The organism is Hungatella sp. SL.1.14 (genome assembly GCF_024460495.1).
Taxonomy (GTDB): domain Bacteria; phylum Bacillota; class Clostridia; order Lachnospirales; family Lachnospiraceae; genus Hungatella; species Hungatella hathewayi.
In genome coordinates, this window is record NZ_JANFYJ010000052.1 from 1 (window position 1) to 14,467 (window position 14,467).

The 14,467-nt window shown below is 50.2% G+C and carries 16 protein-coding genes and 1 pseudogene; all 17 read right to left on the reverse strand.

Features of this window, described 5'->3' with window-relative positions; genetic code table 11:
• A pseudogene (locus NE473_RS29250) lies at nt 1-839 on the reverse strand (hypothetical protein); the annotation flags it as partial.
• A complete protein-coding gene (locus NE473_RS29255) occupies nt 839-1,216 on the reverse strand; it encodes a hypothetical protein (protein ID WP_118077913.1) in 378 nt (125 codons plus the stop codon). The gene NE473_RS29255 and the pseudogene NE473_RS29250, both read right to left, overlap by 1 nt.
• A 15-nt stretch (nt 1,217-1,231) precedes the next feature.
• On the reverse strand, nt 1,232-5,008 hold the full coding sequence (locus NE473_RS29260; protein WP_256265498.1) for a phage tail protein: 3,777 nt from the start codon (nt 5,006-5,008) through the stop codon (nt 1,232-1,234).
• 3 nt (nt 5,009-5,011) lie between these two features.
• Complete coding sequence (locus tag NE473_RS29265; protein ID WP_493341215.1) at nt 5,012-5,317, reverse strand: Gp15 family bacteriophage protein; 306 nt, start codon at nt 5,315-5,317, stop codon at nt 5,012-5,014.
• 31 nt (nt 5,318-5,348) lie between these two features.
• A complete protein-coding gene (locus tag NE473_RS29270) occupies nt 5,349-5,690 on the reverse strand; it encodes a hypothetical protein (RefSeq protein WP_256265499.1) in 342 nt (113 codons plus the stop codon).
• 18 nt (nt 5,691-5,708) lie between these two features.
• Nucleotides 5,709-6,161: a phage tail tube protein gene (locus NE473_RS29275; RefSeq protein ID WP_256265500.1), complete on the reverse strand. Its 453-nt coding sequence runs from the start codon at nt 6,159-6,161 to the stop codon at nt 5,709-5,711.
• A gap of 4 nt (nt 6,162-6,165) precedes the next feature.
• Nucleotides 6,166-6,561 (reverse strand): phage tail terminator protein, encoded by a 396-nt coding sequence (locus tag NE473_RS29280; RefSeq protein WP_256265501.1) that lies wholly within the window; start codon nt 6,559-6,561, stop codon nt 6,166-6,168.
• On the reverse strand, nt 6,558-6,932 hold the full coding sequence (locus tag NE473_RS29285; protein WP_256265502.1) for a minor capsid protein: 375 nt from the start codon (nt 6,930-6,932) through the stop codon (nt 6,558-6,560). Before NE473_RS29285 ends, NE473_RS29280 begins: the two co-directional genes overlap by 4 nt.
• Nucleotides 6,929-7,267, reverse strand: a complete 339-nt coding sequence (locus NE473_RS29290) for a hypothetical protein (RefSeq protein ID WP_256265503.1) — start codon at nt 7,265-7,267, stop codon at nt 6,929-6,931. Before NE473_RS29290 ends, NE473_RS29285 begins: the two co-directional genes overlap by 4 nt.
• A 4-nt stretch (nt 7,268-7,271) precedes the next feature.
• Nucleotides 7,272-7,661 carry a head-tail connector protein gene (locus tag NE473_RS29295; protein WP_256265504.1) on the reverse strand — a complete coding sequence of 130 codons (390 nt, stop codon included), beginning with the start codon at nt 7,659-7,661 and terminating at the stop codon, nt 7,272-7,274.
• A gap of 1 nt (nt 7,662) precedes the next feature.
• Nucleotides 7,663-7,863, reverse strand: a complete 201-nt coding sequence (locus NE473_RS29300; RefSeq protein WP_256265505.1) for a hypothetical protein — start codon at nt 7,861-7,863, stop codon at nt 7,663-7,665.
• 12 nt (nt 7,864-7,875) lie between these two features.
• Nucleotides 7,876-8,835 (reverse strand): major capsid protein, encoded by a 960-nt coding sequence (locus tag NE473_RS29305; RefSeq protein ID WP_256265506.1) that lies wholly within the window; start codon nt 8,833-8,835, stop codon nt 7,876-7,878.
• 11 nt (nt 8,836-8,846) lie between these two features.
• Nucleotides 8,847-9,437 (reverse strand): phage scaffolding protein, encoded by a 591-nt coding sequence (locus tag NE473_RS29310; protein WP_256265507.1) that lies wholly within the window; start codon nt 9,435-9,437, stop codon nt 8,847-8,849.
• A gap of 92 nt (nt 9,438-9,529) precedes the next feature.
• On the reverse strand, nt 9,530-10,837 hold the full coding sequence (locus NE473_RS29315) for a phage minor capsid protein (RefSeq protein ID WP_256265508.1): 1,308 nt from the start codon (nt 10,835-10,837) through the stop codon (nt 9,530-9,532).
• A complete protein-coding gene (locus tag NE473_RS29320; protein ID WP_256265509.1) occupies nt 10,809-12,317 on the reverse strand; it encodes a capsid protein in 1,509 nt (502 codons plus the stop codon). The genes NE473_RS29315 and NE473_RS29320 overlap by 29 nt, the downstream gene beginning before the upstream one ends.
• Nucleotides 12,304-13,605, reverse strand: coding sequence for a terminase large subunit domain-containing protein (locus NE473_RS29325; protein ID WP_349769259.1), 1,302 nt, complete (start codon nt 13,603-13,605; stop codon nt 12,304-12,306). The genes NE473_RS29320 and NE473_RS29325 overlap by 14 nt, the downstream gene beginning before the upstream one ends.
• Before the next feature lie 106 nt (nt 13,606-13,711).
• A complete protein-coding gene (locus NE473_RS29330) occupies nt 13,712-14,161 on the reverse strand; it encodes a terminase small subunit (protein WP_118042960.1) in 450 nt (149 codons plus the stop codon).
• Between the last annotated feature and the right edge of the window lie 306 nt (nt 14,162-14,467).

Here is a 14,467-nt window from a genome sequence, read left to right on the forward strand (position 1 = left end):
GTTGCAGTAAAGCTCATTTCTTCATCATCTGCTGACCATTCCCTGAGATACACCGTTGCACCCGGCAGCCACTCCACCGTCCCGTTATCCAGTTCCTGGCCGTACAGAACCTTGACCTCCTGCCCGGCTTCCAGGAAATTAACTGTACTCTCCTCATTCTCCACGTCATACGCACGGTCTTTGTTTTCAATAGTCATGTCAAAGTCCAGGGTGGGAAGTTCCTCCATAATCGGACTGATATGCTCTTTCTTCGTGGCTGAAAGGATTTTCCGGTTATCAAAATAGATTCCGATTCCCATGGTCAGCTGGTGGATCCTGAACCTGCTCTGTCCATTGGCCATGGAAGCCGGCACAAACCGCAGGAATGTTGCTCCCTCAAAAATTTCTTCTGTCACAAAATGTCCCGTGGCATTCCCGGCAATCTCAACGGTCTTATTATCAGACTCAATCCGGAAATCTACTGGGTATGCCCGGCCAAACTCGACCGTCAGCCCCTTAATGTCATATCTGATGGGAAACTGTATCTCTATGGATCCCGGAAGATCCTCCGACACAATTCCCTGATTGAGGACTACATCCGCCCTGGCCCGAGGCAGGAAATACATGCTGCCGTCCACCGCGGTGTAATCCTGATCACAGGTGGCATACAGCTCCTGCACCTGGTAATTATCCAGGGGCCATTTCAGGTTGCTGTAATAGGTGTAATTTTCAGGGCGCGGCACATAGGCCGATGATTGCGCTTCCTGGTTAATAACACCGATTGTCACCCGGATATAGGACAATGGGTCCCTGTACTTATTTCTCATAACCTCTTTATACGCCTGGCTTGCCGTCTGCATTACTCCATCACCCCGCAGTCAACAATGTTTACTTTACAGTCCTTGTATAACGTCGGCAGGCCAGAAGGGTCGAACTCCGCCGGCGTCGCCGTCCGGTTCCCCGGGTACATCCGTATGGTCATCATGCGGTTATGTACCATATCGGGAACTTTGGCCGTCACCACGAACTTGTCAAACTCCTGGAGCATGGTCGCCCAAGTCTCAGCCGGCAGAAACTTCCACTGGAGATTTTCAAACTTGTACTGGTCGCGGCCTACACGCTGGCCGATAAATTCCCCCAGTGCATTCTTCCCGTCACTCACGTTTGTAGCAACAACCAGATTTCCCCCAATGTCGGGAGCCGGAAACTCCCGGCCGTTGATTGTAATGACTGCCATACAGCACCGCCTCCTTTACGTTGTTCTTAAGGTGAGTCCGGAACGCTTTTCCAGATCCACCAGTTTCTTTTTAATCTCGCGGATATCAATGTTCACAGTCAAGTCCAGGTTCTCGATCAGTTCAATGATCTTCTTTAGCAGGTCAATCATAATGATTAAGTACTGCTCGCTCATGCCGTCCGGTCTGGCTGCCATCGCCACGGCCTTATCAACCATAGCCTGCATCTTATCCTCCGGTGCTACGATCTCGCCGTAGTGACGGTTGTCACCGATCATGGCAAGCTGGGGCTGATTTGCTCCAACGTATCCGCCTTGAGCCAATTTGTCTATTATCGGAAGTCTAAAAAGCTGAATATCGAATCCTGGTATTATTTCTTGTCCAGCTACTTCGAGGCCATCAAAGGAAATATGCATTTTTTCATTTATCCAACCGATTAATTGGTTGAACAAATCTATTACGCCATTTAAAGCACCTTTGAAAGCCAGTCTAATTGCTTCCCCAATATCCTCAAAAAACTTTTTTATGGGCTCGAATATGCTTGTAATATTTTTATAAGCGTTATCAAACGTCGTCTTAAACCATTCAGGCGATTTTTCGAAAGCCTTCTGTACATCGACATACCGATCACTGAACCACCCGCCGATCGGTGATACTGCCGTGGTCAGATTGTCATATGCACTCTGAAAGGTAGATTGAAACCATATAGGCGAATCCTTAAAAGCATTTTGTACATCCTGATACCTGCCAGAGAACCACCCTCCGATTGGCTGAATGACTCCGGTCAGTTTCTTATAGGCATCGTTGAAAGTATTTTTAAACCATGTAGGCGAATTTCTAAACGCTGTGGTGACATCTGTGTACCGCTCGCTGAACCATGAACCTATTGACTGGAATGACTCTGACACCTTCGTTCTGGCTGAGGTAAATTTCTCACTAAACCAGGAAGGAACTCCAGCCAAAGCCGTCTTGACCTCTCCCCACTTTCCATCAAACCAGTCGCCGATTCCAGAGAAAATATTCTGTACTCCCTCATACCCAGACCGGAATAACTCCGTCAGTTGCCCTGGTAGATCCTGGATACTCTCAATCAGCCCGGACCAGCCTCCGACTATGCCATTCAACAGACCCTTGATTAGATAATCTCCAATCTCAGCAAATACCGTTGACGGACTATGGATTCCAAAAAAGTCCTTTACAGATGCAAGAAAACTTTCAAAAGCCGCCCTTACTCCTGCCATGATATCTCTGGATTTAATACCTTCGATAATTCCATCAACAATCGCTTTCCCCAGGTCCATCATGGGCTTCAACGGGTTAAACCTGCTTATGCCTCCCATCAGATTGTCAAAGATTTCTTTGGGGTTCAGCTGACTGGTTCCTGACAAAACGTCATTCACAGTCTTCAGCGCATCGCTAATACCGCGCAGATCGTCGACCAGTGCTGTTCCTACCCATTTCCCCATCGGCTCCAATAAATTCTTCCAGAGCCATTCTCCGGCAGGCTTTAAGCTGTCAAGTACGGAATTCAACAATCCAAGCGCTTCGGCAATCCCGTCGAGCGCTGCTGGTATTGCTTCCTCCAGTGCCCACTTCCCTAATGGCTGCAGCACGTTTTTAAACAGCAGTTCCAAACCCGATCCAAGCTTATCACCCAGGGGCTTTAAGGCTTTTGTCATGCGCTCAAATGCTGTCAGGATCGGCGCAAAATCAAGCTTAGACGACCAGTCAGACAGAGATTTTGTGATTCTATCAACGGTTCCCAGTAGGCCGTCCAGGATATCAGCCAGATTCTGTATGACAGCCGTCCCTGTTCCGTCCAACTCCCAGGCTTTCCGGAAATTATCACGTATGTGGGTAATGGTGTCGTTAATCTGCGTAAAGCTGTCAAGGATATGGCCGATCATGGATTCCCCGGTCCCATTGTTCCAGACATCGCGGAATGACTCCCCTATCGTGTGGATCAGCTCCAGCCAAGAATTAAGCCGGTCAAAAATACTTTGGATTACTGCATCGCCCCGGCCGCCTTCCTCCCAAGCTCGTTTAAATGCTCCGGCTATGTCACCCACCACGTTAAACACCAGGGTAACAAGCCGCAGGATATTCGTGCAGAACCGCTCACCGGTTCCGTTGGTCCAGACCTCTAAGAAGCTTCTTCCCATAGCTTGAGCAAGGCCTATCACGTTACCAAAAGCATACTGGGCCGCGTTAATTACGCTCTGTCCTTCTGCCTCCCAGGAATCTTTCATAGGCTTAAAAAGCTGGCCCAGAACACTCTTGACTTTTTCGGCCATGGTGTCGATCAGTCCCATCTGGGTTGTGTCAATGTCTGGCGCTGTGATCTCCGGCGCTTCGCCGCCTCCACCACCTCCAGAATCGTCTTTGTTGGCCTGAAGGATATTCAACTCGTCAATTCCCGTTGTAAGGCCCTGGGCGTCCTTCGCTGCCTTCTTAGCGCTGTCACCGTAAGCCCCCATAGCTGTTTTAGCCGCTACAAGGCTTTTTGTAGCCGCTACGCTGCCGCTTAACGTTTTGCCGAACAACAGGCTTACGAACGCTGCTATGTATCCCGTAACTCTTGCCAGAGCCGACATGAGCGCATTCAGTGCAGGCATGACAGCCTGGTAAATTGGAGTAAAAGCCACATTAAGGTTAGAGCGGATCTGACTCAGTGACGCCTTAAACTGCTCGTTCGCATTCATGGACGCAAACAAGGATTTAGCCATTCCCCTTAGCGCACTCATGATGATTGGGATGATAATCTGATACCGAAGCATAGTTGTCAGCATACGGTGCATTCCGCCCTGTGCTGACTGCGACTGCTTTCCTGCCTTCTTCGTACGATTCCCAAATATTGACAAAGCAGAACCAGCCTTTAAGATTTTAGGAATGCCACTCCCTATTGTCTGGAACAGGCGCCCAACAGCAGAAGCCGCAGTTTTGGCACCAGATACAAGACCACTGCCAATAGTTCTAAGCAGACCGGAAATCCCGGATCTAACTGTCTGGATTTTTGACAGGGCACTGCTGATATTTGCCATACCTGCTATCTTCGGGGCTGCGCTTACTGATGCGGGTGCCTGAACCGTAGCTGTTGCAGGCGCCTTGATTAAGGCAGCCTTTCTTTCCAGGGCGTCATACTGAAATCCCAGGTCCTGCAATTTTCCTTTCAGGGAGATGATAGATCCTTCCGTCTTCAGAATCTGTTCTTGGATCCGGTTCTTCTTTGCATCGTTGAAGGTTCGCTCATAAGCTGCTTTCAGCTCAGCCAGCTTTGCTTCCTGCAGGTCGATCTGTTTCCCGATGTTCATGGTCACCTGGTCAATCTGCTCCATCTGGGACTCCAGCATGTCCTTGGTGTAATCTATCTTAATAGCTGGAGCCTTGACCTTGACAACAGGCGGCGCCCTGGGCTGTATTGGCCTGGCCTTCGTGTCGCCCGTGGCTGCCGGCTCTTCCGTCTGGCTGTATGGATTCAACACGTTCGTGATCCTCGCCATAGCCCGGTCGATCATGGCGTTTAAGTGATCTCCTATGATGTCGATATTCATCTTGGCTGACTCCGTACACCGCTTAAGCGCTGCTTCGATCACGCGGGAGATATTCTGCATGAGCGCTTCAATCTCCTGATGCATATTCTGCATCATCTTCTCCGCGTCCACAGCGCCAGAAACCTTTTTCAGCGATTTCTCAATCTGGCCGCCAATCTTCGAGGTCACTGCCTCGATCTGGCCGTTGATGTCAGATTGTATTTCCAAATCCAGGCTGATTTTGCCTACGCTGTCATTTGCCACGTCTTACCCCTCCTTTCCTCCAAATGCCTGAGCCAGGATCTTTTGCATCTCTCTGGCCTTGTCAATCTTCTGATCTTCTGTAAGTCTGTCCATAGGATTATGGTTCGATCTCCACTCATTCCGGATCCGGTGTTGCTCCCGCGTATAGTGTTTCAGCACTTCATTGTTCTCCTCGCTTCGGATCCCTACAACGGTCCCCAGGGGAGTCTTAGGCATGATTCCCGACAGCAGCACACAGAACTCTTTCCAGTCCATTTCAGTCTGAGACAGCCGGATGTTATATTGCATGGCGAATGATGATTCAATCAACTCCCAATCCTCGAACAGGTCATACCAGTACTCACTGGCGTTTGCTTTTTTTCTGGTTCTTCTCGACCTCTTCCACTTCCTCCAGGGAGACATCTGCAATAGCCGCCATGATTACATTCACAATCAGGGCAATGCTTGCCACAGCCATGTCCTGGTCATTGATATAGTCAAGTGCTTCTTTTCCGAGGGCTGCCTTGATAACCTCGTCCATTTTCTCGAATTCGTCCTTCTCTTTGTCCTGTGATACCGCGTTGATATACAGGACCGCGCTCTTTCCGGTGTTGATATTGTAGATGTGGTCATCGTCGATTTTTACCGTCGGCTTCTCCATGCCGTTTTTCATACGTTCTGCAATGTCATACGCTCTTCCCATCTGTTTTTCCTCCTACTCTTAAGCGGCTGAACCGGCCGTATAAACCGGCTTGCCGTCTCCAACAGTGTCAAACTCTAATGGCGCTACAGTGGTAGACTCTCCACCGTAAATGGTCTTGACATCCAATACGCAGTCGTAGGCCAGCTTTGAGCCGTCCGGAAATTTAATGGCTGCCTTTGTGCTGCAGGCCAGCCCGTCTTTCCAGGCTACGCTTGCCACGTAGTCGTTTCCCTTGTCCCCAATGCTGCGCTTGCCCTTTAAGCTGACATTAAACTTCTTAGCCGTCATCAAAGCCCTGGCCCAGCCTTCCGTATCCATTGGTGTCCAGTTTTCGACTCCGCCGTCGATCGTAATCTCCATGCTCTCCAAATCGGCGATCTCGACCATGTCCTGCTCTGTGCTTTCTCTCCCTTTTGTCCCGATTTCAAATACCATGCCATAAACCGGGAATACACCTGTGCTCACTGTCATATAGCTACCTCTCTTTCTTTCTGTAATAAATTACAAAATTGATTACGTATTCATAGATTCCTTTTTCATCGGTTCCCACACCGACTGGAGCGTCTGTCCGCATATCAAACATTACGGCCGGGCAGCCTGCAATCGTCGCTGTCTGACCGTACAGAGCGTCGTACAACTCCTGTGCCTTGGCTTCGGCCTGCACAGCATCATTCCCCCAATGCACCAGGATAGACACTGCCCTGGTATCATAGGTGCGGTTTGCCAGGCCGCCGATGGGAACGGGCCTCACTGGCCCCTGTGTAAGATAGACTCCGATGCACTGCTTGTCGTTGCCATTGATCTTACCCACATACCACTTGGGTGACTCCACAACAGTCTTCAGCCAGTCCTTAACCTCTTCCAGTGTCATTTAATTAGCCCTCCTGCATTCTCCCTCAACCTGGCCTGGAACGCCTTCCGGAAGAAGTCCTTCTTCGCTCCATCAATGTAAGGCTGCATCCATAATCCGCCAGCGTTCGGATTCTTATCTTTCCGGAAATTGTATTCCGGGTGCCAGTATAGGCGCCTGGCGTAGGGTGTATCATATATGATCTGATACCGTGACTTTGATACTCTGACAAATCCGCTACGCTCCAGCTCCCCTGTGTTTTTAGGCACTACCTGGCTGGCATCAACATCACTCTTAACGGCTTCGGCCGCCTGCTCTGCTGACAGAGTAACTGCATTGGTCAGCTTCCGAATCTGATCCTGATACAGCTCCACCTTGATATTAACTTTCATACCAGTCTCAATTCCGTGTAGTTGACTGTACCGTCCGGGTTTCTAGCCTTGATCCCCTGCATGATGGTACGTTCTGCCCCGTAGATCGTTGCCGTACCACTGCTGATTACCGGCAATTCCGGGCAGATATCGCCAGGGAACATTGCAATGCCGGACAGCCGGACAAGTTTCTGATCTGTGTCCATGGTCATCTTGGCGCTGTCCTGGTAATTGCATTTAAGATCAAGCTCTGCCGCTACCAGGGGACCGCCAGATTCAGACAGCCCTTCCTGATGCAGTACAACGTGTATATCCGTCCTGCAAAGCTGTTTGGGTACTAAACATGGGTATTTCATGGCCTCACCTCGCTAACCGGCAGCACAAGCCTGTCTGGGACAGTAGAGCGTATGTATCCTTCTTCATAGCCACGCCTTTGTCTGCATAGACGTTCCAGGATTGTGTAAACTGCATCGACGTCCCGTTAATACTGTAGCTGCTCAATACGGTTTCAATAACTTCCTCGTTTTCATGCTCAAAATCCGCCTGGAGGCATACAACCTCACGAATCACCTCCTGCTGGAAGAGCGTCAGGCCGGAAATGCCCCGACTGGCAATCCGGTTGTAGGTAAGGGAATCTATATGCCTGCTGGCCTTCCGGAGCAGCTGATTGATGTCCGCGCATTCCTGCAAGACGGATCCTTTGTACTCGTCAAAATAATAATCCGGTGTTACATATGGTTCGTAAGCCATACTACTCACCGGCTTTCTTGCTTGCCGCCTTTTTCTTTTCTGGATCCTCTTCTGTTTCTTCCTTTGGCGGCTCTTCAAGCTCGTAGCCATGGCTCTTAAACCACTCCAACAGATACGGATCCTCAGTCTCGCCCACGCCATTACAGAACGCTACGCTGGCCGAGACCCCCGTATAATTCTTGTTCGGTGCATGTACCTTCATGTCTTGTCCTCCTTATTTAACTTTGATGTTCCGAAATACACCCGCGGCCTTAGACGCTTTCAGGGCGATAGCGGCATTCATTTCGACTTCACCGGTCTTTACCGCTCCGGCAGTCGTAAAGTCAGGCAGCCAGGTCTGCACTGGGGCCATTCCTGCAAACGATACGCCATGCAGGCCGTCCATGGATAACCGCGCCACGTACAGAGACGTAGTCCCTTTGGCTGTATCTATTTTTACGACATCATCGTTGGTACCCGGCTTTGCTCCCAGATCCACAAACGGGATATTGCCATAAGATTCCACATTTGTTCCCCAGTCGCTCTTTGTCACCTGGTACATGGCCGCTCTTCTGGCACAGGCCCGGAGCTTCGAGATTAACTTCGTATTACCTGCGATGAAGGAAGGTTCCCCGTCCAGGCCGCGCAGGAATTCGTCCAGCATGTCGAGAAAATACTGGAAGTTATCCGTGACGAGCTGGGAAGTAGAAAGATCAATTACTGTATCTCCCGTGTTATACTCCGTTGAACTTCCGGCCAGGGCTTTCTCCAGGCCATCAAAAGCATTTGTATCCACAGCCTCGTCACCGTTGATAAATGTGTCGTTAAACAGCGCCTGCGCTGCCTTGATCTTCTGAGACTGCTGTAATTCAACCTCGGATACAATACCGCCCATGTTAGCAATCACACGATCGATCTGGTAGGCTCCACCAAACACCTTGATGTCTACAGAGTGACGTTCCTTCGTTACTTCGCTGGGCGTGTACTCCGAGTTGATGGCACGGAACTGAGCCGTCGGCTGTGTCTTAAGTCTCGTGTAGCTGTAAGTCGGTGTGGCTCCGCCGCCTGTCGGGGAAACCGCATCGTCAAACGTGATGTGATCCAGAATCCAGTTAGATTTCCGGAACTCGTCAATAACTCCCATCTGCAGGTCGTCCTGCACGTTCTTCCTTGCTTCTTCTAATGTTACTGGCATAATAGTCCTCCTTAATTAGTCTGCTGTGACAGCTGCGGCGCGATCCTTGCCTCAATGGCTGATTTCATGCTCACCTTGCCGTCGTCATTGTTTGGTTTCGGATTCTGCTGGCTTGCCCCCAATGGCCGGAATCCCGTAGGTTTCGGGTTGCTCTCCTTAAACAGGAACGGCTTTGACTCTTTAATCGTCTTCATCTGCTCGTCAAGCCCCGTAATCTTGCCATCGTCAGACAGGATCAGTTTCGATCTGTCAAACAGTCCGACTACCAGATCCGCGTCCTGGGCGCTCTCTCCAACTGCAAGTTTGATAGCCGTTGACAGCTTCAGATCCTTCATCTCTGCTTCGTATTTCTCCTTGGCCGCCGTGTTCTCTGCCTGGAGATCCGCAATCTGTTTCTGCATCTCTGCGCTGTCTCCTGCCGTCTTTTTTAATTCCTCCAGCTGCTTGTCCCTCTCCTTGATCTGGCTTTCTGAGGACGCCAGCTGTTTCTTGAGATCGTCATAATCACCCTTTGCCTTGCCGATGTCTGCTGAATTCGCGTCCAGAATCTTGTCAATGGCCTCCTTCGCAAGCCCTAAATCCTCTAAAAATTTTCTCTGCATACTTCTCATCCTTCCTCTTCGCTTTTTCTCGTGGTTGCACCACCTGATTCTGTGATGTCCGCCCAGTTTCTCGTCGTATGACAGGACATAATTCAATTTCTTAACTTCTCCCGGTTGTACTCTCGTCTCAGCTCCGGGTGCTGGTCCAGATGCGCTCTGATCTGTCTCTGTAGCTCTCTCACCTCAGCCTGGGCCCTGCGGATATTGTCATTGTCACAGGCTCCGGCAACTTTGCGTTTCGCCTTCCTGATCTTCCGTTCCAATGCCCGCTGCTTCTGCTCGGCCTCATAAGTCTTTAGGGCCTTGTCCTTGTTCGGAACTTTCGGAAGGATCGTGATACCAGGAAAGTAAGTTGCCAGTGTATGTCGGCAGTTCGGGTGCAACAGTCCGGCCTTCATGGCTGTTGATAGGAGGGGCACTCCCAGCTCTGCGGCCTCGGCAGCTGTCCCGGAGCTGAATACATCATCAACCAGCACTTTACCCTGCCATGGTTCACACTTCGGGCAGGTATTAGCGTGAGCCGAAACGAAAATGGTGTGGATCCCCCATTCGTCCCGCTTCTTGCCCTCTGCCAGGAACGTCGCGCGCTGAGACGCTGTCCGCAGCGCCATCTCTGCGTAGCTGGCAATATTCACTCGGCGCCCGTTGCTGTACTCGATGCAGTCGATTCCCCCGTCCAGAAACTCCTTTGTCGCCATGTCAATCGCCTGATCTAAAGACTTCGCGCCGGCGACCATAAACAGCTCGGTTTTATAGATCGTCTGCCTGTAGATATCATCCATACGGCGCCAGATGGCTCCCTCGGCCTCCTTCATGTCCTTGTTGACTTGGACCTTGAGATCATCAAGCTTCTGGTCATTATCCTTTCTGGTTAGCTCCTTCTCCTTGCCTTCTGGTACATACGCATCAGCTGGTAGCGGCTTTTCCTCCGGCTGTTTCTGAGGCTCCTGTGCCTTCTCTGCAGTCTTCTGCAGCGCGTCGATCTTACTCTCATTGACGTCGAAAAAACTATCTTCGGGCAACTCGCGCTTTTCCAATCCCCGGTTGCTTATGTCTTTCGGATACTTCATTCCGCGGCGTGTGAAGAATGATTTAATCTTGCGAAACAGCTTCTCCATCAGGCTTTCGGCCGTGTCAAAGCTCTCTTGCAAGGTCTTGTTGATAAGATCCTCAATCTCCTTGCTGCGCTCCCCGACAATCTCCTTATTCTTCTTCCGGTATTTTGCGATGTTCCGGAGCTTCGCTTTCTGCCACATCTCCCAGCGAAATCCCTCTTCCTCCTCTTCTTTCTCATGCCGTTTCAGGTTGCGCTGGAGATTCCGGATCAGGTCGAGTTCTATCTCCTCCAGGACCGTCCGGAGATCATAGGCGTTACTCTTCTTCTCCTGGTCCTGGCTCATTTAAGGCCCCCTCCATTCCGTCATAGCCCGCCACGCTGGGTTCCTCCTTCTCGGTAAGGCCCAGTTCATCTTTGATACGCTTGACTTCTTCGGCTTTATCCTCATCGGTCATGGTGTCTCCGTACAGCTCGTCTACGGCCTTCTCAGTGCTCATAACGCCGTAGTTCTTTGCCTTTCCGACGGTTTCCACCGTGCTGTCGAAATCCGGAGCGGCATACTCGCCAAACTTTACGGATGGCTCATACTTCCCGATGGCCTGGCCTGTCATGTTATCGTGAGTCATCAGGACGGCAGCCACCAACTCAGGGATCACCTGAGTTAAGACGTCTACGATCTTGTTCCGGGTATGCATCGTGATCTTTTCTTTCTCGCGCTGGGACTCGGCATTGTCATTCTTTTTTAGGTCGATCCCCAGCGTGGCCGGGGATATGATACCCTGAATGACCAGATCCAGAAAACAGGAATAGCTGTTGACATATGCCTCGTAGGATATCTGAGGCTGTGAGATCTCAATCTTGTTTCCGTTGTCCTCCTTGCGCATAGATCCAATAGCTATGTAATCATTATCAAAATCGTTCGGATCGATCAGGTGTCCATCTTTCGGATCCCTGGGGATCATATCTTCCGGTATGTACCGATTAATCCGGCCTTTCCGGATCGCGTCCAGCCACTGGCTGATTACTTCGTCCAACGCGTCCAGGTTGTCGCTCTTAGTGTCGAACAGCGCTTTTCCCCGGCCTTTCCACTTGTTGGAGGAGAAGATCACAAGCGGCACCGCCATGATAAAATCACCATCAAATCCGGTGTCCTCATAGATCGCTGTCCCCCCCAGAGTATCCAGCGGCACCTCCTTGCCTGCCTCGTCCAGTAGCCGGTATGTGACATACCCCTTACCGTAGGTCTCCTCCAGGCGGTACTCCTTCTCTCCGTCCTTAAACGGCGTATAGAAAAGGATCTCCTGCAGGCGGCCCCGACGATAGTGGAAGTCCACGGTATCAGCCTCGTAAAACTCGATCACTGGGTACTGACTGACCTCGTCCAGGCTGATCTTGAATGCTCCATCACCAGATGATAAAGCGCCGGCCACGGCCTCCCCCAGAACATTGATGAAGTTGTTCTCGTCTGCGATCAGCTCCCACCGCTCTTTGATCTCCTGGATCTCTCCTTCTTCACCGAAGCTGATTTCGTCCATATCCTCGGTGACAATGTCCTTAAACCGATCCACAACAATGCTGACTATCCCGCTGTGGATCTTTCGAACTTTGCGGAAGGGAACTGCCGCCCAGAATCTCGCCATGTCATAGCCGAGATCCGTTGTCTTCTTGAAAAACTGCTCCAGCTCTGCCGGTTCCCCGCGGTACCAGATCTTGTTCTTCAGAACGTTCTCCTGGAAGGAAAGAGGCTCCTGGATCACAATCTTTCGTTTCTTTGCAGGAATCAGCTTCAGGATCCCTGTAATCATGCTCTTAAACCAGCCCATCAGGCTTCCTCCTTCCTATGCCGATCTTGACCTCATACGGCAGCCAGGCATATTGCACGCTGTTGACCATATGATCGTTCTTGTCCTCCGGCGTGTTGTCCTTGTCCTCCAACCAGCTGTATACTTCCAGCTCACGAATATAATGCTTGCAGGTGTCCACAATGTAGAAACACGGCTGGCTGCCGGCATCGGCAAACCAGTTCAGCTGGTTGTTGATCCTGTCAATGATCTGCTCCTTCTTCCAGGCGTCGTTGAAATTATAGATGCAGCCATTCAAGCGCTTGTACTTCAGGAACTCGGTTATTGTCGCCTGATCGGCGTTATCGATGAAAGTATCCCGCGCAAAGCCCCATTCCTGCCGGTTGCGCTCCAGAAAATCAATGAAGTTCCGGACCGTGTCCGTGGGAGCCAGCGGCGTTCCAAGCTCCGCATTGTTGTAGACCTTCTCGTCCAGGACAATACAGGTTCCCTTATTGGTGATCCCAATAAAGCTCATCGAGATCGTGTCTGGAGACTTCTGGGAGTATGCAGTGTCCAAGCCGGCTGAGAAGTAAATAAACCACTCTGTCTGGTGCTTGTTGTTGGGATCCTTAACAAACGCCTTAGCCTGCTTCTTGGTTATGACATGCTTAGATCGCTCGAAGTTGCTGAAGATCAGGCCGGTTGCCTTCCCTCGCAATCCCTGAATCTTGTTCTTCCAGATCTTCGTGCCTTTCGGCGTGTTCGTCATAATCTGATCCAGCTTCTCCTTCGAGAGACCCAGGTTATGGGTAAAAGAAAAGAACCAATGCACCCAACCGGGTTTTGGTTCCTCTCTCAGTTCTTCTCTAATTTCTTGTGGTGTCTCTTCCTCCCATTCTGGAAGCGGCCTGGAGCAGTTGATATACTCCTTATAGACGTCCAGGCTCGGATCGTCCGGGTTAAGCGTCGCCATCATGTAATCACAACGCATAGATGCTTCCCGCACAAATTCAATGTCTGCTGTGTTGATCTCGTCGATGTACAGGCAGCCGTACTGGCCGCCAAGAGCCTTTTGCCACTTAGTCTTATCGCCGTATCCCATCACATATATGACCTTATCACCGCTGGATGTGTGAAACAGGATATGTGGAATTTTATCGTCCTTAGATCCGTTGCCGTTGTACTCAGCCAGGATCCCGAAGTCGTCAATGATTCCCAAATCCTTATTGATGATGTTCTTTTCGGCGGTGCCGGTATCCTTGGCCGCGATGATGTGCAGCTTTTTGGTGGACTGGGCGACCTTAAGCATAAACTTAAACAGGCCCACCGTGGTCTTGCCAGCGTAGGTAGTTAAGTTCCCTCAAGAAATTCGACGGGAGCATTACACTTTAGAAATGCTTTGTACTTCTCTGACAAAAGTAATCGTTCTGAACTCATGAGGTAGAACCACCTCCCCGCATCTGCCCGATCAGGTCGTCCAGCTTACTCTTTTCAGTATCGAGGCCGCCGGATAGATTGTTCTCCACCTTCGTGGTATAACCGTATTTGCTCATCCAGAGGCCGGCCAGCTGCGACGGGATCACCTGCAGCTCGAACTTGCGGCGGGCGTCTGCCTCGCATTCCTCTCTTATGCGCGTGACGATGTCCCCATACCTCTTTTTACTCGCATAAGTATCATAGAATTTCGACCGGGCTATTCCCAGGTATACACAGAATCCCTCAATCGTGTATGTAATGCTCCGCTTTAGTTTAGCAGATACGAACTCACTATTCTTGGAACTGAACTCATGGGTAAGAACCTCCTGGTCATCACATACCTGCTTGTACTCTTGCCATAGCCGTTCCATCTCCTCTGGAGACTTAATTTTTAATGGTCTTCCCATGAAAATCACTTCCTTTCTGTTTTTGGGATATAAGAAAAGCCCTCGCAATTAAGCAAGAACTTATCTACTATAGGGTTAAGTTTTTTTAGCGGCTATATAGCTTTGCAGGACTTCAAGCCACTTCCAGGGTAGAAAATCAGCCACCGACTGGTAAGAGCCGGCGGCCGTCAATATTTAGTGGAGGAAATCTGTTTTCAGATCTTCCAGTCTATACTATAACATTTCTAAGCAGAACATATAGAACAAATAGAACAAATTTTAATTATTTTCTAAAAATCTTCTATACTCCATTTTTATTCCATCTGC